Genomic DNA, 21,995 nt, shown 5'->3' with positions numbered 1-21,995 from the left:
AAAGGCGCCGGAATGAGCACGGCGCCTTTGACTAATGGATTTAATCGTAAATTTCACGACTCCATACATAATAAGCATTTGGATCTTTTACTTCTCTCATCCACACGCTCTTTTTAGGGGCAACACGATCAGATACTTTATACCATGCTCCGCCTCTCCATTTTCTGTATCCCTTAAACCGAGCAAATAGTTGATCTGTCACCTTCTGTGAAGGCAACAAATTCTTTAACCATTTCAACATGCCTTCACACACCTCCCTCATCTTTAAGTCAACAGAACATCGTATGCACGATTCCAATGCTTTATGACTGAAATAGGCGTTATTTACCAGAAAGGAATTCATTCTCTTGTGGAACAATGAGGTAGTAGAACGTAAAGGAGTGATGAAATGGATTTACATGATTCAAATTATGATTCAGGACAAGGGTATCACGCAGGTGATGTAGTTTACGTGATGTATCGAAACCCACATACCTATAACGTAGCGAATATTCAGGAAGCAGCCGTTGTAAACGATCCTGACCAACCAGGTCAGCTTGCCTTGTTCTTATATGAAACTTACTACCCTCTTGATTCTGACATTGCGATTTACCGCTCAGAAGCAGAAGCCGAACAAGCATATGCCACATATTTCGGATCAATTGAATAGGAGGAATTTTGTTGGTTAAGCCATTTGTGCCTCAACTCGTCTATATGGAACCACGTGCCTTAGAGTATCCATTAGGACGAGAGCTTCATGACAAATTTTCAAAAATGAACATTGAGATTAGAGAAACAACCTCTCACAATCAGGTTCGAAATCTACCAGGGGATAACCACTTCCAGCAATATCGTGTCGCAAAATCAACGCTTGTTGTTGGGGTAAGAAAAACACTGAAGTTTGATACATCCAAACCGTCTGCTGAATATGCGATTCCGTTTGCTACTGGTTGCATGGGTCACTGTCATTACTGCTATCTCCAAACGACAATGGGGAGTAAACCATACATTCGAACATATGTGAATACAGATGACATTTTCGAAGCGGCTGAAAAGTATATGCAGGAGAGAGCACCAGAACCTACTCGTTTTGAGGCTTCTTGTACGTCAGATATCGTTGGCATCGATCATTTAACGCATACCCTAAAGCGAGCGATCGAATACTTTGGCAAATCAGATCATGGCCGCCTTCGTTTTGTAACAAAGTTCGCACACGTTGATCATCTGCTTGATGCTGATCATCAGGGACGAACTCGTTTTCGTTTTAGTATGAATGCAGATTACGTGATTAAGTTTCTAGAACCAGGAACCTCACGCCTGGATGAGCGAATTGAAGCAGCAGCGAAAGTGGCAGAAGCAGGATATCCACTCGGTTTTATCGTTGCGCCTATTTACTTGTATGAGGATTGGAAAGAAGGTTATCTTACTTTATTTGAGAAACTAGAAGCTAAGCTTCCAAAAAGCGCAACAAAAGATTTAACATTTGAACTCATTCAGCATCGCTTTACGAAACCAGCAAAACGCGTGATTCAAAAAAACTATCCGATGACCAAACTCGAAATGGAAGAAGAAGACCGCATGTACAAATGGGGAAAATACGGCATTGGAAAATACGTCTACCAAAAAGACCAGCAGCAAGATATGAAAGATACGCTGGGTGGATATATTGACAAGTTCTTCCCTGATGCAAAATTAGAGTACTTTACTTAAGTGCCTGTCACCACCCGTTTTAGCTCGAACAGTGTCGAACAAAAGAGACACACATCAAAAAGGCATGGAAGCGAATCGCTCCCATGCCTTTCATCTATGAACGTGCATCATTCTATGTAAGATCATAAGCAAGTTTAAACCCAAACCCGCTTCGTCGTCACTATAAGTGTCTCAAAGCCCGCGTAAAAGCAGGTGGGTACCCGCACAGCTACCTTTAACGTCCCGCTCAGTAGGCCGGCTTGTTATCAGCAACTGGATGTAGAGTTCCCGGAAAACTAGCATCGGTTTGAGACAACCGTTGTTAACGTGCGTTGCAGGAAATGGGTATTGCTTATGCTTATACTCTACACCTTCCATCGAATAAAATCAATGGTTCCGATTTCCAGTTCCAAACTCTTTATTAGGTTTCCATTCAACCTCCCCTGAACAATCTCCGTTAAAATAACAACCGACCAAACGAAATAACTGCGGTCACCGTAATCATACTAAACACTGTGGAAGCAAGAACAATTTGGGCAGAAAGCTCTGGCTCATTTTCATATTCTTGTGCGATAATCGCACTATTTACAGCTGTTGGCATCGCAGATGAAATGAACAATGCTTGTGCTGTGACGCCATCGACTCCTAACACGTAAATAATACCAAGCGCGATCGCAGGGCCAAGTAACAGACGTATAATCAAGCTGACATACACCACAGATAAATTCTTCGATAATCGCAGCTGAGCAACCTGAGCTCCGAGCGTTAATAAGGCAATCGCAATCATTGAGTCTGCAATGTACTCTGCCGGAATAAGAACGAATTCAGGAATCGAAACGTCTATCAGGTTGAAGCCAATCCCAAGCAACATGGCATACAAGACTGGCATCTTAAAATAACCGAGTAGCGCACTTAATTTGCTTCCTTCGACTGTTTTTAATGAAAAAATCCCCCATGAAAACGTGAGGATGTTCTGGAACGTTAAGATAATCACCTGGATCGACATCGCAAAAGGATCCTGCTTAAAAACGAGATCATTCACAGGTACGCCGTAGTTTCCAGAATTATAGAATAAAATACTGTTTGTAAACGAAGCCCTAACGCTTCTACTGTAACCAAATAACCGACTAATCACATTGGATACCACGTAAAGCACCACAATCAAAATACTAAAGAACGTTAACACCGATAAAAATAAAGATAAAGAAAAAGACGTTTCATAAAGCTTCAAGAAAATAAATCCTGGCACAATGAAATAAATGTTCACTTTCGCAAGCGTGTATAAATCAAAGTGAAAAATGCGATGAAGCAACACCCCAATCCCAATTAGAATAAATACGGGTACAATAATTTCGATAAATACACCTAACACAAGAGCCCCTCAATTCATAACTGCATTCTTTTACCCTTTACAGTTTACACGAATGTAAGAAACTCTTCAGTACTCTTGCTCAATCAAACTAGGAATCACACTCATAGAGAGGATAAGCCCCACGTAAATTATCATACAGACATCAAGAAACTTTTTCCTTCAGCGTCTCTCGAAGTACGGCATTCACTGCTTTTCGACGCTTCCATAGAAGATTGATCAGTTCATCTATTTCTAAAAACACTTCTTCACTATCACAATAAGAAGCGCCTTTGCAATGGATAGAAAAGGATTCATTCTCATATTTCATCACAGTACATCGACCATCTTTTTCAGTATCTTCAAAAACAAAATAATGCTTTTGACCCAGCTGATCAAATTCGGCAAACTGATCAAAAGCTTTCAACAACGCTTCCACATCTGCCTTACGTTTAATAATGTTCATGGTTTCCTCTCCTTAAAGGCAAAATCGCTCTCTATCTATAGATACTATTATTCGATTTAACACGCTAAAACCCTTTTTTACAGGGTCCATAGCAAAAAGCCAGTCACCAAGACTGGCTTTTCATGACCTCACTCATTGAAATTCTTCAATTTCATCATATTTCACATCAATTAATTCATCACTTTGAGGATTAACAAGCACATACACTCGTATCTCTCGTGACTGACCGTTTTGTTTTAACGTAAATTCAAAATCATATTGCTCTCTTACATTAGAGATAAATACCTTTCCATCATATCTGTAGTCTGTAACTTGTTGATTTGGATATTTTTTTGTCGTTTGTTCAATCGCGATTTTCCCCCATTTCGCATAAGAGGGAGCTTCTCCGTAAACATGGGATGGCAACAGGACCATAATCAATAGACTGAATAATAACATCACTTTTCTTAGCAATTCGACTACCTCCATTTTGTATGCTCTGAAGGTAGTATTCATTCCTTTTATAAAAAACATACATCCTGAAAACGTTACCTCTCTTGTTCCATACCAGGTAGATAGTTAACGATGATTCTTATAATCAGTAACAATAGTATTGTGCTAAAAAAGGTGTAGTACCATGTCCAGCTCTCGTAATGAATTAAGTCGGTATACTTTTCGAGAAAAAACTCTGTGATGGTAATAATCCCCGAATAGATAAATCCTTTCACAAAGTAACCGGTCCATCCTGAACGAAAAGTCGATTGATAATAATACACTCCGACTACCGGAAAAAGCACATACTCATATGTAAGACTAGAATCGAAATGGCGATTGAATAAATTGACAGGATAGGTTAGCATTCCTTCTTCTACTACTATAACTCCAATAATAGAAGAGAAATAACCTGTCAGTAAAAAAAAGAGAAGCCACTCTTTAATTGGTGGCTTTCGCATACTGAAAACAAACAAACCCACCCCTATTAGAACTAATAGCCATAGAATTGTCTTTTCAATCATCATTGTTCATCACCTTCATTGCATTTCCTCTATCCTTTTATTATCCCCCTGCCTTTGAAACCTATGCATAACCGGGTAAATGGACTAAAGAGAATGACCCCTTCTTTCCCTACCGTTTTTAAAATGTGTTTTTTTGTTTAATGATCTATTCTTAGGGGAATTCTAAAGTGTTAACAATTGAATTAGAAGGGAGCTCCCCAGTCATGATTAAGAACCTTTTACCCTGGCAACTGCGGAAGTATTTTGAGATGTCAAAGCGTATTCGAAAGCATGAACTTCAGGCAACACTCTGGTATATGCCAGGCTTATATATTTTAGGCGCCTTTGTATTTGTAGCGCTAACCTTATATTTGGATTTAGTTCTTGAACTTTCTCAATACACCCCAAACATGATTCGAACAACAGCGCAACCAACAAGGCTACTCATTAGCGCCCTTATCGGTGGAATTTTAACGCTAAGTGCCTTTACACTAAACTCCTTGCTCGTTGTTCTCACAACGTTTAGTGGACAGTTTTCACCTAGAATGCTCCTTAATTTCGTTGCTGACCGAACCACTCAGCATTTTATCGGTATTTTCCACGGTAGCTTTGTTTACGTTCTTGTCATTTTCTTATTTATTACTAGTAAAGAAGACGAATATTTCGTTGCGATTCCAGCTACGACCGTTTTTCTCGCATTTGTCACGGTGGTGACGTTTATCTTTTTTATCAATCACGCGACGAGTTGGATGCAGGTACATAACATTGCTACAAACATGAAGGAAGAATCCATTTCGATTGTAAGAAAAACGCTCCGCAATGATCTAGAACAATTTCGTTGCGAAGAGCCCGGCGACCTAATGGATAAAGAACGAGAAACAGAAACGCTGATTACCGCTCCTGACTCAGGATATATTCAGCTTATTGATTTTAAAGCGATGATTGATGAAGCAAAAAAGGATCAAATCATTATTAAGCTCCACAACAAAGTCGGGGATTACGTGTTAAAAGGGAATCGATTCTTTTCCTACTGGGGAGCTGGTGCCGAACGCGTGAATGTTGAGAAGTACTGTGAGCATATTGAACTGGGTTATAAAGAAACAGAAATTCAGGATTTAAAGATGGGGATGACAAAACTCTCTGAAATCGGAGTAAAGTCATTAGGTAACGATGATCCTCAAACAGCGATTACCATCATTCACCAAATGGCTGACCTCCTTCTTGAAGTAGAGCGAGATATTACCTTCACTCCTTATCTTGCCGATCAAGAAAAGCAAGTCAGAGTGGTCATGGATGCAGAAGATTTTAGTTATTATTTGTATCGAGGATTTGGTTATCTTAGGCATTATGCAGGCGACAACTACCCCATTATTACAGAAATCATCTCGGCTCTTAGCATGGTTGCCCAATCCATTAGCAAAGATAAACTGGATGTTGTTTGGGATTTTGCTAAAAATTCAATGGACCATATCCCAAAAGAATTTATCTACCGTCTCGATCGAGACTACTTACTAAACCGCCTCTATGATCTTGCCGTCTTTACAGGACATCAAGAGGATTACGGTCCAATTGAAAAACGTCTTCTTGAGATTGAAGAAAATCACTCTTAGGTGAGAAGACATGAAAAAGGTGACCCTAGAGAGTCACCTTTTTTTGATTATCGATATGTCGCTACTTTGCTTACAATTTCATCTTCTTCTTGAAGCTCTTCGAAGGAATAAACACCTTCCACAAAAATCTGATGCCAGAGCATAAATACAAGCACGGTCCATATTTTGCGCGAATAATCCCCTTTTTCAGCTTGATGTGCCTCAAGAAGCTTTATGACAACTGTTTTATCGAGTAAATAATCTGTTTCACTTACATGAATCAACTGCTTCGCCCAATCGTATAATTCATTTCTTAACCAATGACGAATTGGCACTGGGAATCCAAGTTTTTTACGATCTAGAACATGATCTGGTACAATGCCACGAGCCGCTTTGCGTAAGATAGATTTTGTCGTTCCATCTGCAATTTTTTCATGCACAGGTATTTCCCGAGCGACTCGAAACACTTCTTTATCTAAGAATGGCACCCGAAGTTCAAGCGCATTCGCCATCGTCATCTTATCCGCTTTTAGAAGAATATCCCCTCTTAACCACGTTTGAATATCGATGTATTGCATCTGATTGACCGGGTTGTCACGCTTCACGTTTTGATAAAAAGGCTTAGTGATTTTTTGATAATGCTCATTCTGATAGTAAGTGGTCAGCAGCTTTTCCTTTTCACTCTCTTCAAACATCTTCGCATTACCAATATATCGTTCCGAAAGTGGCGTTGAGCCTCGTTCAAGGAAACTCTTCCCCCGCATCCCTTCAGGTAGCACATTGGCTACACGATTGACCATCTTCTTCATCACACCAGGCATTGGTTGAAAGAGGCGAAGTGCATCTGGTTCACGGTAGATGTTATATCCACCGAAGAGTTCATCTGCTCCTTCTCCTGATAAAACGACCGTTACGTGTTTCCGCGCTTCTCGCGCAACAAAATAGAGCGGTACACATGCTGGATCAGCTAGAGGATCATCCATATGCCACATAATTTTAGGAAGTTTTTGAACGTACTCTTTGGCTGAAATCATGTAAGAGTAGTTCGGAACCTCAAGCTTATCAGCTGTTTCCTTCGCAACATCGACTTCAGAATATCCTTCTCGCTCAAATCCTACAGAAAATGTTTTGATTTGCGGATTGAATTTCTTTGCCATCGAAACGATAATCGTTGAGTCAATTCCACCCGATAAGAACGATCCAACTGGAACATCACTTCGCATGTGTAGATTAACCGAATCATAAAGGACTTGTTGAATATCCTTCACCCAGTTTCGTTCAGCTGTTATCGGGCTAAATGTAGCATGAAAGTAACGCTTTAAAATCATTGGTTCATGTTGTTTTTTCACAAAATAATGACCAGGTTCAACTTTTTTGATTCCCTCTGTCATTGTTTGCGGTTCTGGCACGTATTGAAAACTTAAATAATGTTGAAGAGCTGCCGGATTCACAGCCTCGAACTGATCGATCATCGTAATGCTTTTTTTCTCTGAAGCAAAAACCATGTCTTCGTCCGTTTGCTTATAATAGAGTGGTTTAATCCCAAAAGGATCACGTGCGCCAACTAGTTTCTTCTCCAGCTTGTCCCAAATGAGAATGGAAAACATTCCTCTTAGTTCAGCGAAGGCCTTTACACCCTTGTGCACAAAAAGAGTGAGCACCACTTCGGTGTCAGACTCCGTTTGAAACGAATAACCTTCTTTCTTTAACCGTTCACGAAGTTCTACATAGTTATAAACTTCTCCATTAAAAACCATCCAATAGCGCTTATCTTCATAGTGATAAGGCTGATGTCCACTTTCAAGATCGATAATGCTTAGTCTTCTAAAACCAAGAGAAATTGATTCATCTGTATAATAGCCCTCGTCATCTGGGCCTCTATGCGTAATAATCTGATTTCTTTTTACAAAATCAGCATGATTATGATGATCCGTTTTTCCTGGTTCTGTACGTAACACGCCAACAAAACCACACATAATCCTAGCCACACTTTCTATTAAATTAATATAGCCATTGTAACATTAATGTAATATTAATGTTACATAAAGTGACTATTTGTTACACAAAAGTCATTTTATGTTGCTTCATCCTATCTTACTTTAAGCCATTCATCTTATAGAACGTTTTAATCATGTGAAAAGTTTCATCGTTCTACGATTAAAGAATGAAGAAACCGAAACACGAAAGGTTTTGATTTATCTCAATCCAGAACGGCACTTCTTTTATTAAATCACAATCTAACACTTAGCGTAACCGCTTCCTAAAACAAGTCATCATTCGACATATTTAGCGATGATGGTCCACTTCAGGAGGACTTATACAGTTGCAAAAACTAGGTGAAACATTCCAAAAAAGTGACTTTCAATCTTGGTGACATGCAAACTCGAATGTTGAAGGATTTCCAACATATCTCGATCAATATGACAGCCAATTCTCTCTGATAAAAACGGATCTAGCTTTTTCTGTAAGTTAGCGATAATGGGTTTTGAACTTACGCCGTGTTCAAATAACAAAACCTGTCCACCTGGTTTACACCATTTCACCATTTGTTCAAGAACAAACCCTGGTTGTGGATAAGAACACATAGATAACGTTGAAACGACAGTATGAAACCTGTTTTCTTCAAAATCAAGTTTTTCCACGTTCTCGAGAAGAACTTCACATGGAAAAGTCATTTCTTTTGCAGCCTCTCTTGCATACCGAACCATTTCTAAACTAAAATCGACTGCTGTGAGTGATGTCACATTTTGATAGATGGGAAAATTTGTGCCCGTGCCGGCAGACAGTTCTAAAATATCTCCGCTAGCTGTAGCTAACAACTTGTGACGCCATTTCGTATCAACGGTTTTTTTGTTTCTTCTTTTTTCAAATATTTTCGCATGAGTATCAAATATTTTGGATTGTTTCATTTGATTCATTGTGAAACATTCCTTCCGATGTCAACGCTCTCGATCTTTTGGGAAGTGATGAACGCTCCATTGTATGTTTCATTTCTGAAGTGGTATGTTAGCTAAAGGACTATTTTTATAACAATATCCGATAGGTTTATCCTTCCCTTTTCTTCCAATCTTCTAACATGCAACCGAAAAGCACTTTTGTCGTAAGATGATTTATGTAATGAATGATAGTCATTCCAAAGAAAAAGAGCCCGAAAAGGCTCTGTTCATACTCTTCCTATATACCTTGACCGAGGAGGGATACCCGTTTGACCTGGGATCCAATTTGCCGGTACGGCTTCACCTGTTTTTTGATTGTACTGCAGTGCCTGCATTAATCTGAGAATTTCAAATGCATTTCTCCCAACCTTAACAGGATACGTCATTTTCGAAACAATTACGCCTTCTGGATTAACAATTACCGTTCCTCGATACGTCGCACCTGCCTCTTCATTTAAGACACGGTAATCCCGACTGATTCGATGATTTCGATCACTAACAAGAGGATAAGTCACTTTAGATGCGGCAGGAGAAACCTCTGTAAAAACTTTATGCGCATAGACGCTGTCAGTACTAATTCCCAGTACGACAGTGTTCATCGCCTGAAGCTCAGGCTGAATTGCAGCGACCGCTGCAAGTTCTGTTGGTCAAACAAATGTAAAATCACTTGAATAAAAAAAGAGAATAACCCATTTCCCCTTATAATCTTCAAGACTGATTTCCTTTATCTTCTTATTAATAGGATCATAAGCTTCAGCTCGAAACAAAGGGGCTGGATCGTTCGTTTGTGCACAGTTTGGAAGATGGCAATTCTCACGCTCCACGTCTCCACCTCTTTTCACAGGCAGTATATGTGAGGAAAGTGGGATTATTGTCATTTTTTTTACGACTAAACAAAAGAGGCTGTTCTCTAAAATGAGAAAGCCTCTTCAACTCGATTCTTATCCTTTCATTGCTGCCCATTCTTCACGAGATGGCCCCACCATACCAGGGACTGTTAAACCTGCCTGACGCATCAAAACCGTCATTTGGCCTCGATGATGCGTCTGATGCTGAAGTAATAGAAGTAGGATACTGCCATAAGTCGTTTCGCTACCAAAGAACGTTGTCGTTTCTAATAATTTCTCATCACTCCACTGCTCTTGCAGCACCCGAACAAAACCTTCCGCAGTTTGTTGGTACAATGTCGCAATATCCTTGGCGTTGTATGACTCACGCTCTTCTAATGGAGCTAAATCTAGTCCAGCACTGCTCATCATAAACGTAATCGCCTGTGATAAGTGGATGCCTAATTTCTCAAGTGTAAAATGATTTGGCGCAACCTGTTGTGAAAGAGACTCATCTGTTAAGTGACGCAATAGTTTAGTTGTTTGTGCCGTTTCTCGTTCCCATACAGAAACAAAATCTTCAAGTGATCGAAACATTTCATTACCTCCTGAATATGTATTCATTTTCTCTCTCCTTATTTTACATCTCATTCCACCAACAAAAAAGAGAGAAAATGCCTGTTTTCTTTAACATTTCCTACACAAAAAAATACCCCTCACAAGGAGGGGGGAGAGAATAGGCTATGATTCAGCATATGCGTGACGACCTTTTTATATGATCGTAAAAACGCTACTCATCTCTGTCCAATTCCACCTCTCTCTATCGACAGTGAGCCCCCATTTGGCTTCTTAAGCAAAAAGGAAAATCAATTTCTTCAGATTGTTAGGCATTAGAAATGAATTATGTTATTATATAAATCAGTTTAAATGGAAAAGAGGGATTTGCATGGAGGAAGAACAGGAAATCATTCTCCCTGAAATCGGTAGTGTCGTTGAAATCGATAATCGAAAAGCTAAAGTCATTAGCTTATTAAACAATACGATTGTAGCTGAATGGGAAGAATACTCAGAAGACGAAGAGAAACGAATCGTTGTAAGACACGAAGAATACAAGATGCTTTAATAATAGCAGGTCAGGATTTTATTCTTGGCCTGTTTTTCTATCTTCGGATCCACCATTCACTAAGTATCAGAAACAATACGACCACAAGCCCAGCAAACCATGGAAACCAATCAGGTACATACTCCCACCCAAACATGGTAGTCCCTCCTTTCAAAACACAACAATAAAAAAGAGACTGCACCGAGTCTCTAGCTTATCTTAAGTCTTACCTTCATCCAAAAGCTCCGCATAGGCTTGCATAAATCTCTCATATGTTTCCTCTCCGTTTTTCATTTCATCAGATTGGAAAAGCTCTTCAAACGCAAACCACTTTGCCTCATCTACCGTAAAGTTTCGTGTACTCATCACGAGGTTCAGATAAGATTTAAAGTAAGCTTTGCTTAATTTCCCTGCATTTTTTGTAATCAATATTTGTCACTCCCATCTATGTAGCGAAATTAAATGAACCCTGGACACAGTATAAACGGACTTATCCTCAAAGCGCCATTCATAGTGTTTTTTCTTGTTCATTCTTTTCTACATAAGGTAAGCGAATTGTAAAAGTTGTTTCATGTTCGTCCGAATGGCAACTAATGTAACCGCTATGATTCTGAATGATCTTCTGACAAACATACAAACCAATTCCAGTACCCAATTCTTTTGTAGTATAAAAAGGTTCAAAAATTCTGTCTAGGGTTTTTGTTGGAATTTCAGGTCCATTGTTCGTAATATGAATATCAACTGTGCCGTTTACTTTCTCACCATAAATGTGAATGCATCTTGGAAACCCTACAGCTTTCAATGCATCTAATGAATTCATCAGAATATTAAGAAAAACTTGGCGCAGTTTATCCTGCTGTCCAAATATGGAGATGCCTTCTGGAAAATCGTTTTGGATTTCTACATCAATATCTACAATACTCGGGTAGATAAAGTCGAGAATAGACTCAAAAATGTCATTGACGTCTAGCCACTCCTCGTGACCGCTATCAATCTCCTTCTTTGAGACATGAAGAAACTGAGCAATACGAAAATTCAACTGCTGAAGTTCGTGGTCAATAACATCGAGATAATTAAGCGTTGGATAATCTTTTTGTAATAACTTCACAAAACCCATAATCGCAGTAAGGGGATTTCGAAATTCGTGTACGAAGCTAGAAGACATCTGCCCCAAAATGGAAAGCTTTTCTTGATGTGTTTCATCAATAAATGAAATTTTCTCCTGAAGTTCATTTTCTTTTAGCTTCGTGTATTCGGTCACAGCGTGATAAGAAAATTGATCAAATAATTCATTAATGGCATCCAATATCGCCTGCAAATCATTCACCTGAATATCTGAATAAGTCACATGCTTCATGAGAACACTTCGCCCAGCATTCACATTGTAAATAAAATCGCCAATATTCACATTTGCTTCTGCTCGCTCAATCGCGACCTTATGTGCGAGAGAAATGATTTTCTCCTCACTAATGGGCTTTTCAATATTTTTCTGCACCAGGCGGTACATGAGGATGCCGTTGGCTTCTACCTTATCTCGATGAACATCTGTATCCGAGATTCGAATTTTTTCTTTCCATGTTCTAAGGTAGCTTTCTAGATTTTGATCGAGGTAGTCTAGTAGTTGCTCTCGCACAGTCAAAGCCCGCACACCCTTTCCTTTCCAATGATTTCTAAGTTCCAATAAATTAGGAAGTTGAACTATATATCGTTTTTTTTGTGATTAGCACTCAAGCGTATTAAAAAAGTGATTATTTATTCTATTGAAAAAACTATATAAAAAACACTTCAATCAAATTAATTGCATGTAAGAAAAAATGTTACATATCATTTCCATTCTATCATGAAAAACATCTTTCTGTGTAAGAATAGAAAAAGAGAAACCCTCTAATAGAAAGGTTCCCCCCTTTTCACTACCATATATTATTTTCCACCTGTAAAAGTAACTCCTTTAATAAAAAACCGATTAAAGAAGGCGTAAATTAATAGAGAAGGAATCGTCATCAATGTAGAAGCGGCCATAATGTAGTTCCAGAAACTAATATATTGTCCTTTAAACGCATTCAATCCAAGCGTTAGGGTAAACATCTCTTTGTCTGACATCACAATGAGCGGTCGCATAAAATCATTCCATCCTGCCATAAACGTAAAGACAGCCTGTGCTGCTAATGCAGGCTTGGCAAGAGGAAGAACAATCCTAAAAAAGGTTCCAATTCTACTAAGTCCATCCATTTGAGCAGCTTCTTCAAGTTCTTTAGGGAAATTAATAAAGAACTGGCGCATCATAAAAATAAAGGTAGCATTGACCATGCCTGGAACGATCAATCCTTGATAAGTATTTAGCCACCCAAATGCTTTTAGAATAAGGTAGCTGGGTATCATCGTTACCTGTCCAGGGATCATAAGAACAGCTAGAATGAGAAAGAACCATACTTTCTGACCGGAGAATTTAATCCTTGCCAATGCATATCCAGCCATTGAGTTAAAAATAAGATTTAGAATCACCATCGACCCGGTTACTACCAAGCTATTCAACATCCATCTAAAGAACAAAGGCTCCTGTTTAAATAGTTCTGTATAATTATCAATTGTAAAATCTTTTGGTATTAGTGAAAGTTCACCAGAAACAATTTCAGGAAGTGGCTTAAAGGATGAAGAAATCGCCCAAATAAATGGAATAAATGTAATGACCGCATAGATAATTAGGACCGTATATAAAAGAGGTTTCGAAAATCCTTTTTTCTTCAAATTGAGCACCCCCTAATCATGTAGTTTTTCTTCCGCAAAGAATTTCCTCTGTATGATTGTCACTACCAGTATAATAATAGCCAATACGACTGCGAGCGCTGATGCATATCCCATATCTAATAGTTTAAAAGCATACTGATAGATTAATAACACGATCGTCAACGTTGAGTTATTAGGACCGCCTGATCCACCTGAAAAAATATACGATTGGTCAAATAGCTGAAATGTCCCAATCACAGACATAACCACAACAAAAAAGGTAACAGGTTTCAACATTGGAATGGTGATTTTAAAGAACTTCTGCCACCAATTAGCCCCGTCGATCGTTGCCGCTTCATAAATTGAATCTGAAATATCTTGCATGGCTGCTAAATAAATGATCATAAAAAATGGAGCTGTTGCCCATATATTCATAATCATAATCGATTTCAATGCGATCGCTGGATCAGCTAGCCAGTTATATGTTGGAAGGTTGACGAAAGCGAGAACATGATTGATTAAGCCATCTGGATTATACATCCACATAAAGATTAGAGTTAGTACAGCAGATGAAGTAACCGTTGGTAAGAAGAAGATAATACGAAATAAGTTTTTTCCTTTAATATCCGAATTTAGAACTGCCGCGAGTATCAAAGCTAGGAAGGTTTGAATGGGTACGACGATTGCCACATATTCTGCCGTATTCTTTAATGAAATTAATGCTCTGCTGTCAACTTCCATCCTTAAGAAGTTGTCCAGTCCTGTAAATTGATAGCTTGTTCCTCCAAGAAGTTCTACTTTATTAAACGAAAGAAAAATAGCGTAAAAAATGGGAATTAAAATAAATATCCCAATCACAAAAATAGCTGGCCCCATAAAAAAATAACCTGTCATCGTTTCTTTTAATGCTTTCCCAATCGGCTTTCGTTTTCCATAGTTTGGATTTACATTATTTTTTTCTAAAGGTTGGTTAGAAGGATGACCCTTACTCAAGTGTGTCACTTCCTTTCAAAGATACGTTCCATCTAAGAAGGGGGAATGACTCCCCCATGCTCAATTAATTTCCAGCACTAATTTCTTGATTAGCTGTATCTTCTGCTTTCTTTAGAGCTTTTTCAAGAGGTTGTTCGCCTAGTAATGCACTTGTAAATTGGTTATCAAAGTTATTAGAGATTGTTGGGAGGTTTTCACCTGCCTGCCAAGGTTGAGCATAAGACGCCCCTTCCACTAATGCTCCGCGAATTTCATCATCTGCATATCCTAATTCTTCCGCAACTGATTTTCTTGTTGGAAGCGCAAATCCTTTACTCGTCCAAATTTTCATTCCCTCTTTACCCGTCAGGTAAGATATTAGCTCCCAGGCAGCATCTTTCTTCTTGGACTCTTTGTTCATCACATAAGCTACTGGGAAAGCTGCCGTAGCCTGTTCACCTTTAATCATAGGAACTTCAGCTGTACCAAATTCAAGGTCAGCGAAGTTATTTTCAAGAAAAGGAACTGCCCAGTTGCCTTCAATCACCATAGCAGCTTCTCCCTGTCCAAACATCTCTCCGCCCCAGCCTGCTCCAACATCACTTGGCAGGGCAGATGTCTTATCTTTACGATATTGATCGACAACAGGTTGAAGCGCTTCAATCGCTTCATTACTTGCAAATGCGGCATTTCCGTCTTTATCAACCAGTTTTGCTCCATAAGCATCTAGCTTGTAAAACTGGCGAGCAAGTTCCTTTGCTAAACCTAGACCATACTGTTCTGGTTTCCCATCACCATCTTCATCAACTGTTAGTTTCTTTGCATACTCTCTAAGCTCTTCCATTGTTTTTGGCGGTCCCGACAAACCTGCTTCCTTAAATGCTTTTTTATTATAGAAAAGAGCTAACGTAGAAAAGTCTTTCGGAAAGCCGTATGTTCGTCCATCTTGTTTAAATGCATCTACTAATGGCTGCTCAAAATCGTCTACATCAAAATCATCCGTGACATACTCATCTAATGGCTCAAGTACTCCCTTACTCATGAGACCTGGTGCTTCAGAAGCATCAAGGTAAAACACATCCGCCGCTTCTCCACCAATTAAACGTGTCTTCATGACATCCATATACTGATCCGAAATTGTTTGGAACTCGACATCGATGTCTGGATGTTCTTCTTCGAAAGAAGCAAGCGTCTCTTCAAGCAATTCTTGTTCTTCTGGACTAGCGCCCCACCCACTCATTTCAACAACTGTTTTTCCATTTGAACTTTCACTTCCTGATTCCTCTCCACTGCTACACCCTGTTAGAATAGAGCCGATTAAAAAGGAAGAGATAACAGTAGCAGACAACCATTTTTTCTTATTCATAATAATGAATCCCCTTTCAACAATTAATATAAGTGACCCTGAACAGTTGAATAACTAGCTCAGGGAAGTTTCTGCAACAGCAATTCTTAAACCAGTTGTATTTTCATGAACCTTTAGTTCGGTCATTCCATTCGTCATTCGATACAGCGATATCGAAAGAATGCCCTTGCCAATCCGAAGTTGTTCAACATGTAGTTCATTCATACCATCAAGCAGAATAGGATTTAACGTGATTTCATCCTTCAAATTATTTGGAAAACAGCCGAGTAAAGTTTGAATAAAGGTTAGTGGTGTCCCTGCTGCCCATGCTTGTGGTGAACATGCCACCGGATATTTAATCAGCTTGCGTACACGATGGGAATAGCCACAAAACAATTCAGCAAGACGATCATATTCAAAATGTCTGGATGCCTCGATAAGACCGTCCATTATAAGGGCAGCTTCCTTGGCTCGATCGTTTTTCCCCATTCCAAGCAAGATCATACTGTTGTCATGAGGCCATACACTTCCATCGTGATAACTCATGGGATTGTAGGCTGCTTCTCCCTCACCCATTGTCCGGATGCCATACCCCGAGAACATTTTTTCTGATATTAGCATGCTTGAGACAGACTTGATTCTTTCCTCATCCAAAATGCCTGAATAAAGCAAGTGGCCAGGGTTTGATGTTAACGTGCCAACCTGGTTTTTATCTTTATCAAGTGCAATCGCATAAAAACCGTGTTCTTCCATCCAAAATGCATTATGAAATGTCACCTTAAGAATTTCAGCTTGCTTCCTTAATTCCTCTGCCATTTGATGATCATTCAAGGCTTCAAACAAATCCGCTAACCCTATTTTTGCTTGATAGACATATCCCTGCACTTCTACTAAAGCAATCGGGGTTTTTGCGTAATCTCCATTTCGATGAACGATGGAATCACCTGAATCTTTCCATCCTTGATTCGCAATTCCCTTACTTGATTCCTGATGATATTCCACAAGTCCATCTCCGTCTAGATCGCCATATTGATCAATCCAATTTAGCGCCGCAAGAATATTTGGTATAAGTTCTCTCACAAGCGTAAGGTCATTTGTCCACTTCGCATATTCCACAAGCAACACAAGAAACAAAGGGGTCGAATCGACAGATCCATAGTAAGGTGTAAATGGGATTTGATTGGTATTGGCTAATTCTCCGTAACGAATTTCGTGCATGATTTTTCCGGGTTGTTCATCTCTCCACGGATCATTGTTTATCCCCTGATAATGCGCCAATGTTCTAAGGGTGCCTTTCGCTACGTCTGGATTGAATGAGAGCATTTGCAGGGCAGCAATCAGACTATCCCTGCCAAACGGTACACCAAACCAAGGTAACCCAGCTACAGGAAACGGTCCATAGCCAACATCAGTTAATAGCACCCTTAAATCACTAACACCTCGCTCAACCATCCGCTGTAAAGGAAGATAGTCTGTCTGGACTTTCGTCGTTTTGTCGTTCCAAGAGTGATAGGAAGTAACAAGTTTCGTGTATGCCACATCAGCAGCATACTCTTTGCCACTTACTCCATCGATGACAGGATTAACTTTGAACGTTATTTTCTGCTCATCACCGTGAAGAAGATGGCATTCAAACTCAACATAGCCATCCTTAACTTCTACCGCTTCATGATCCCAGCTTACAACCGACGAGCGAACAACACTGTCAGCGCCTCTATAGTTATAGGTCATAGAACGTTTTCCCAGCTCCACTCCTGCTAACGTCCCTACTTCCCCGCTTTGAAATCCTCTCACCAAAAACATATCCGCAAAATCAACATCAATATTTAAGCTTATCCGGAATGTTAAAGGTTTTGGATAATAGTTTTTCACTACGACTTGTTCATATAAAACACCATCATAAATAAAGCGCTTACGTTTCAGTTCAATAGACTCCCTCCATAAAATGAGTTGTCCATTTTCCTCCATATGTGGATTAGTTAGTATCATTTCATTTTCATAGCTTTTGTCTCCTTCTGAAGAAAGTAAGATTAGTTCTTCACCATTGATCTTAATCTCAAATTCACTCAGAAATCTTGTGTCTTTTTTATAAAGACCTGGACCATAAGGGTGATCGTTTGGAATATTACCTTTTTCATCAGTTAATAGAAATAAGTCATTCTCTTTTATTACTCTGTACTCCATCTTATCCTCCTACTTAAACGTTTTGGAAAGGGGGTAAAGAAATTCCTAAACGTTTCGGATTTTCTTCCAAAAAGAAACCTGATCACTCAGGTTTTTAAAATGGCTGGTTACGCTCCCCTGTTGATTCTCTTATAACGAGCTCATGAGAAACAATTTTGCTTCTTTTCGGGTCTCCGCCTTCCAATAATTCAATCAATAAACTCGCTGCAGAGTAACCGATTTGATACATATCTTGAGAAATTGTCGTCAAAGAAGGCGTCACATAACTAGAGAGATTGATATTATCGTATCCAACAATTGATAAATCTTTAGGTACTTCTTTCCCTAGTCGTTTCGCTCCCCTCATAACACCAAATGCCATCAAATCACTGGCACAAAAAATAGCGGTTGTATCAGGATAATTTTCTAGTAATGAAACTGCTGCTGCTTCTGCTTGTTTTTCAGAAAAGCCGCCATTATAAACAAGACTCTTATTATAGATAAGGTGATTTCTTTCTAAACCTTCTATATAACCCTGAATGCGTTCTTGACTAACAAAAGCGCGATCATGACCATTAATCATGCCGATTTGTTTATGCCCAAGATCAACAAGATGTTGAACGGCCTCTTTAGCCCCTGCTACATTATCTGTTGCAACATAGCCAACAGTGTCACCTTGAATGGGAATATCGACAAGCACACATGGAATATCACTTTCAATTACTTCAATTAAATAAGGATCATCGTTTTTAATTCCTTGAATGACAACTCCATCAACCCGTCGCTCCCGACAAAGCTGGGTATAGGTTTTCTTTTTTTGCTGACTACTTGATGTATTGAATAGAACAATATCATATTCAACTTGACCACAATACTCATTTACGCCAGTTAACACTTCGAAAACAATGTTATCCTTCGCACCTTCTCTTGAGATCCCCGATACAAGCAAACCAATTGTCTTCGTTTTGTTCATCACAAGGCTTCTTGCTAACGCGTTAGGGCTGTAGGAAAGATCATCAGCAATCTGCTTAATTTTTTTTCTTGTCCGCTCACTCACATCTGAATACCCATTTAAAGCTCTTGAGACAGTTGTGACGGACACACCTGCTGCTTTTGCAATATCTTTAATCGTCGCCATTAGCTTCTCTCACAATCTTCAACATTTTACCGAAACGTTTTGGTAACTTTGATATCCAAAACTATAACCTACTTTTAAAGGGTTTTCAATAGTTTTACGAGAATTTTCTAATAATTTATTTTTCAATAGCCTTAATGACCTTAGCAGGATTCCCGCCAACGACTACATTTTCAGGGACGTCTTTCACAACAACCGCTCCTGAAGCAATCACAGCATTGTTTCCAATTGTCACACCTGGATTAATAATGGCTCCTCCACCAATCCATACATTATCTCCAATGAAAACAGGTTTCCCATATTCTTGACCTGAATTGCGTTCGGTTGGATTTAATGGATGTGTAGCAGCGTATATATGAACACCCGGGGCTAACATACAGTTGTCTCCAAACCGAATCTCACAAATATCGAGAAACACACAGTCAAAATTCGCGAAAAAATTCTCACCTACGTGAATGTTATAACCATAGTCACATTTCAATGTAGGTTCTATGTATACGTTCTCTTTTGTTGAACCAAAGAATTTTTTTAACAGTCTTGTTCTTTCTTCCAGATCTGTCTCCATTGTTTGATTATATAGCCTCGTGATTTGACGCGCATGAAGGCGATCCTTTACTAGTTCCCGGTCATCGGGACGGTAAAGCTCCCCGTTAATCATTTTTTCTCGTTCTGTTTTCATCTTCTAGTCTCCTTTACATAAACACTTCCTGTTTTACAGAAAGATAGTGTAACATATCCTCCCAAAGATCTTCTTTTTCGGTTAAAAAGTGACCGCCTTGCGACACAACCGTCACTTCACTTTCCACTAAATGGTTAGCCAATTTCTGGACTTCATTTACTGGTGACAACGTGTCTTTTTCACCATGCCAAATTTTAAGTGGGTTCCGAATTTCATTTAGCTCAAATCCCCAATCCTTCGCTAAGAGCTGCGTTTCATATAATACTCCCTCTACTCCTTGACGATAGGCTTCTTTCGCATGATAATAACTTATCTCAATGAGGGCTTCCGTTTTTAACAACTCACGATCCCATTCAGAGAGATGGCGGTGATTTGATGATCGCATGGAATCCATGTATTTCTCAGGTTCTCTCTCTAACATTTTCTTTTGAGCTAAGTTCGCTCTCTTCATCACCCATGGAAAATACTTTGTTAGAAAGAACGCAACACGATTTTCCTTCCCCATCTCTTTTGGCGCCTTTCCATTATAAAAAGGTGTAGCCGTCGAAACAAGCGCTGTCCGAATAACACGCTCAGGAATTGCGAAAGCACACGCAGCTGCGAATGGTCCTCCTCCAGAGACGCCAAGTACAGAAAAACGTGTAAAATTAAGGTGGGTTGCGAGTTCCTCAACGTCTACAGCCCAGTCAAGAATCGTCCTGTTTTTTTGAAAGGTCGAAAGGCCGTATCCAGGTCGATCCGTTGAAATTAAGTGCACACCTTTTGCTCTGGCAAGTTCATCATCTTCTAAAAACCAAATGCGTGACCCAGGTGTTCCATGAAATAGCATAATCGGAATCCCTGTCTGATCGCCATACTCCCAATAACCAAGTTTTCTCCCATCACTTAATACCATTGCTTTTTCCTGCATCTGCTCCTCCTTATGAATGTCATATCGCAAAAGGAAATGAGATATCTCAATAGGACACACCAACAGTTTTCTAAATAATAACATTTTTTAAGGTGAAGGGATTACAAAAGTAAACTTATAAAGAAATGAAAGAATGGCTATTGACTCTTACGTTACGTTACCGTCTAAAGTAAAAATGGAAAGGAGGAAATTGTTCATGAAGCACGTAAAAGAAGTAGCTACACTAACGGGCATTAGTGTTCGAACACTTCATTACTACGATCAGATTGGTCTTTTGTCTCCAGAAACGACAGATAACGGCTATCGTGTTTATACAGAAGAAGATCTAGAAAAGCTCCAGCAAATTTTGTTTTATAGAGCCCTAGATTTTCCATTAAAAAAAATAAAAAACATCATGGATCGTCCTGACTTTAATCACCTTGAAGCTCTGTACTATCAGAAAGAATGTTTGCAGCAAAAGAAAGATCGTTTAGAAACCATTATTCATACGATTGAGCACACCATTCAACATACGAAAGGAGAACAACCCATGACAGATAAAGAAAAATTCAACGGATTAGATTTTTCAAACAACCACTATGAACAAGAAGCCCGCGAAAAGTACGGAGAAGAAGCCGTCAATCGTTCGAGCCAAAAGGTAAACAGCTTAAGTCATAAAGAAAAGGAGGCGCTGAATCAGTCATTTCGTCGAATTTATCAAAAGCTCGCTACGATAAGACATGGTTCTCCTGCTTCAGAGGAAGCACAGAAAGCGATCCATGAATGGTACGAGTTCTTAAACAATAATTTTGGCTATCATTATACACTTGAAGCATTTCGTGGCCTTGGTCAAATGTATGTCGATGATCCACGATTCACGAAAAATATTGACCAATATGGTGAAGGTCTTGCTCTCTTTATGCGAGATGCCATGAACGTGTATGCAAACCGAAACAACTAATAAGGCAGCTCAACCTATTCGAGGTTGAGCTATTTCTTCTTTCGATCTTTACTAGAACCATAAGCCACTCCTAGCGCAATGCCAACACCAATTCCAACGGCCATATTACCGAGCGCAACACCTATCCCTGCTCCTATTGCAACTCCAAGTCCGATCCCTACGCCCATCTTACTTTCATTCGTAGACTTTTTCATAAAACTGCTCCTTTTTAATGATG

General features: G+C 39.3%; 24 protein-coding genes and 1 other RNA gene. 5 read left to right on the top strand and 20 right to left on the bottom strand.

Features of this window, described 5'->3' with window-relative positions; translation table 11 throughout:
• Positions 1-40 precede the first annotated feature (40 nt).
• Complete coding sequence (locus tag PQ511_RS00235) at positions 41-241, bottom strand: hypothetical protein (protein WP_273849916.1); 201 nt, start codon at positions 239-241, stop codon at positions 41-43.
• 147 nt (positions 242-388) lie between these two features.
• Here PQ511_RS00235 and PQ511_RS00230 point away from each other — a divergent pair, with 147 nt between their 5' ends.
• Together PQ511_RS00230 and splB are read left to right on the top strand one after the other, a co-directional pair.
• Entirely contained in the window at positions 389-649 is a 261-nt protein-coding gene (locus tag PQ511_RS00230) for a transcriptional regulator SplA domain-containing protein (protein ID WP_224595652.1), read from the top strand.
• A gap of 11 nt (positions 650-660) precedes the next feature.
• Positions 661-1,689 (top strand): spore photoproduct lyase, encoded by a 1,029-nt coding sequence (splB, locus tag PQ511_RS00225; RefSeq protein ID WP_224595657.1) that lies wholly within the window; start codon positions 661-663, stop codon positions 1,687-1,689.
• A 139-nt stretch (positions 1,690-1,828) separates the two neighbouring features.
• Here the strand turns inward: splB and ssrS are convergent.
• From ssrS to PQ511_RS00200, 5 genes are all read right to left on the bottom strand, one after another.
• Positions 1,829-2,012, bottom strand: a non-coding RNA gene (gene ssrS, locus PQ511_RS00220) — 6S RNA.
• Between the two features lie 113 nt (positions 2,013-2,125).
• Positions 2,126-3,040, bottom strand: a complete 915-nt coding sequence (locus PQ511_RS00215; RefSeq protein WP_273849915.1) for an AEC family transporter — start codon at positions 3,038-3,040, stop codon at positions 2,126-2,128.
• 142 nt (positions 3,041-3,182) lie between these two features.
• On the bottom strand, positions 3,183-3,482 hold the full coding sequence (locus tag PQ511_RS00210) for a hypothetical protein (protein WP_273849914.1): 300 nt from the start codon (positions 3,480-3,482) through the stop codon (positions 3,183-3,185).
• 132 nt (positions 3,483-3,614) lie between these two features.
• Entirely contained in the window at positions 3,615-3,935 is a 321-nt protein-coding gene (locus PQ511_RS00205) for a DUF3889 domain-containing protein (protein ID WP_273849913.1), read from the bottom strand.
• Positions 3,936-4,009: 74 nt separating this feature from the next.
• Positions 4,010-4,480: a CBO0543 family protein gene (locus PQ511_RS00200; protein ID WP_273849912.1), complete on the bottom strand. Its 471-nt coding sequence runs from the start codon at positions 4,478-4,480 to the stop codon at positions 4,010-4,012.
• 164 nt (positions 4,481-4,644) lie between these two features.
• Here PQ511_RS00200 and PQ511_RS00195 point away from each other — a divergent pair, with 164 nt between their 5' ends.
• The gene (locus tag PQ511_RS00195; protein WP_273849911.1) at positions 4,645-6,066 is read left to right on the top strand and encodes a DUF2254 domain-containing protein; all 1,422 of its coding nucleotides are present in this window, start codon (positions 4,645-4,647) and stop codon (positions 6,064-6,066) included.
• Between the two features lie 47 nt (positions 6,067-6,113).
• Here the strand turns inward: PQ511_RS00195 and asnB are convergent, their stop codons facing one another.
• The 4 genes from asnB to PQ511_RS00175 form a co-directional block, all read right to left on the bottom strand.
• Positions 6,114-8,021, bottom strand: a complete 1,908-nt coding sequence (gene asnB / locus PQ511_RS00190) for an asparagine synthase (glutamine-hydrolyzing) (RefSeq protein ID WP_273849910.1) — start codon at positions 8,019-8,021, stop codon at positions 6,114-6,116.
• A 339-nt stretch (positions 8,022-8,360) separates the two neighbouring features.
• Entirely contained in the window at positions 8,361-8,963 is a 603-nt protein-coding gene (locus PQ511_RS00185; protein WP_273849909.1) for a class I SAM-dependent methyltransferase, read from the bottom strand.
• Positions 8,964-9,208: 245 nt separating this feature from the next.
• Entirely contained in the window at positions 9,209-9,859 is a 651-nt protein-coding gene (locus PQ511_RS00180) for a peroxiredoxin (protein WP_273849908.1), read from the bottom strand.
• Between the two features lie 63 nt (positions 9,860-9,922).
• Positions 9,923-10,405: a DinB family protein gene (locus PQ511_RS00175; protein WP_273849907.1), complete on the bottom strand. Its 483-nt coding sequence runs from the start codon at positions 10,403-10,405 to the stop codon at positions 9,923-9,925.
• Between the two features lie 349 nt (positions 10,406-10,754).
• Between PQ511_RS00175 and PQ511_RS00170 the strand changes: the two genes are divergently transcribed.
• A complete protein-coding gene (locus PQ511_RS00170) occupies positions 10,755-10,931 on the top strand; it encodes a hypothetical protein (protein ID WP_226658766.1) in 177 nt (58 codons plus the stop codon).
• 198 nt (positions 10,932-11,129) lie between these two features.
• Here the strand turns inward: PQ511_RS00170 and PQ511_RS00165 are convergent, their stop codons facing one another.
• The 9 genes from PQ511_RS00165 to PQ511_RS00125 all read right to left on the bottom strand — a co-directional run bounded on the left by PQ511_RS00165 (position 11,130) and on the right by PQ511_RS00125 (position 20,838).
• Positions 11,130-11,339, bottom strand: coding sequence for a hypothetical protein (locus PQ511_RS00165; RefSeq protein WP_273849906.1), 210 nt, complete (start codon positions 11,337-11,339; stop codon positions 11,130-11,132).
• Positions 11,340-11,418: 79 nt separating this feature from the next.
• Entirely contained in the window at positions 11,419-12,543 is a 1,125-nt protein-coding gene (locus tag PQ511_RS00160; protein WP_273850605.1) for a sensor histidine kinase, read from the bottom strand.
• A gap of 287 nt (positions 12,544-12,830) precedes the next feature.
• Entirely contained in the window at positions 12,831-13,655 is an 825-nt protein-coding gene (locus tag PQ511_RS00155; RefSeq protein WP_273849905.1) for a carbohydrate ABC transporter permease, read from the bottom strand.
• A 12-nt stretch (positions 13,656-13,667) separates the two neighbouring features.
• Positions 13,668-14,528: a carbohydrate ABC transporter permease gene (locus PQ511_RS00150; RefSeq protein ID WP_273850604.1), complete on the bottom strand. Its 861-nt coding sequence runs from the start codon at positions 14,526-14,528 to the stop codon at positions 13,668-13,670.
• Between the two features lie 163 nt (positions 14,529-14,691).
• The gene (locus PQ511_RS00145) at positions 14,692-15,972 is read right to left on the bottom strand and encodes an ABC transporter substrate-binding protein (protein ID WP_273849904.1); all 1,281 of its coding nucleotides are present in this window, start codon (positions 15,970-15,972) and stop codon (positions 14,692-14,694) included.
• Positions 15,973-16,026: 54 nt separating this feature from the next.
• Positions 16,027-18,135 (bottom strand): amylo-alpha-1,6-glucosidase, encoded by a 2,109-nt coding sequence (locus PQ511_RS00140; protein WP_273849903.1) that lies wholly within the window; start codon positions 18,133-18,135, stop codon positions 16,027-16,029.
• Positions 18,136-18,229: 94 nt separating this feature from the next.
• On the bottom strand, positions 18,230-19,252 hold the full coding sequence (locus PQ511_RS00135; RefSeq protein WP_273849902.1) for a LacI family DNA-binding transcriptional regulator: 1,023 nt from the start codon (positions 19,250-19,252) through the stop codon (positions 18,230-18,232).
• A gap of 115 nt (positions 19,253-19,367) precedes the next feature.
• Positions 19,368-19,928 (bottom strand): maltose acetyltransferase domain-containing protein, encoded by a 561-nt coding sequence (locus PQ511_RS00130; protein WP_273849901.1) that lies wholly within the window; start codon positions 19,926-19,928, stop codon positions 19,368-19,370.
• 13 nt (positions 19,929-19,941) lie between these two features.
• Positions 19,942-20,838 (bottom strand): alpha/beta fold hydrolase, encoded by an 897-nt coding sequence (locus PQ511_RS00125; protein WP_273849900.1) that lies wholly within the window; start codon positions 20,836-20,838, stop codon positions 19,942-19,944.
• A gap of 175 nt (positions 20,839-21,013) precedes the next feature.
• On the opposite strand from PQ511_RS00125, the gene PQ511_RS00120 reads away from it, so the two are divergent.
• Complete coding sequence (locus PQ511_RS00120; RefSeq protein ID WP_420541651.1) at positions 21,014-21,778, top strand: MerR family transcriptional regulator; 765 nt, start codon at positions 21,014-21,016, stop codon at positions 21,776-21,778.
• A gap of 29 nt (positions 21,779-21,807) precedes the next feature.
• Here the strand turns inward: PQ511_RS00120 and PQ511_RS00115 are convergent, their stop codons facing one another.
• A complete protein-coding gene (locus PQ511_RS00115) occupies positions 21,808-21,972 on the bottom strand; it encodes a glycine zipper domain-containing protein (protein WP_273849898.1) in 165 nt (54 codons plus the stop codon).
• Between the last annotated feature and the right edge of the window lie 23 nt (positions 21,973-21,995).

Source organism: Guptibacillus spartinae (assembly GCF_028610625.1).
In the GTDB taxonomy this organism is placed as follows: Bacteria; Bacillota; Bacilli; order Bacillales; family Guptibacillaceae; genus Guptibacillus; species Guptibacillus spartinae.
This window is presented reverse-complemented; position numbering and strand designations above follow the sequence as displayed.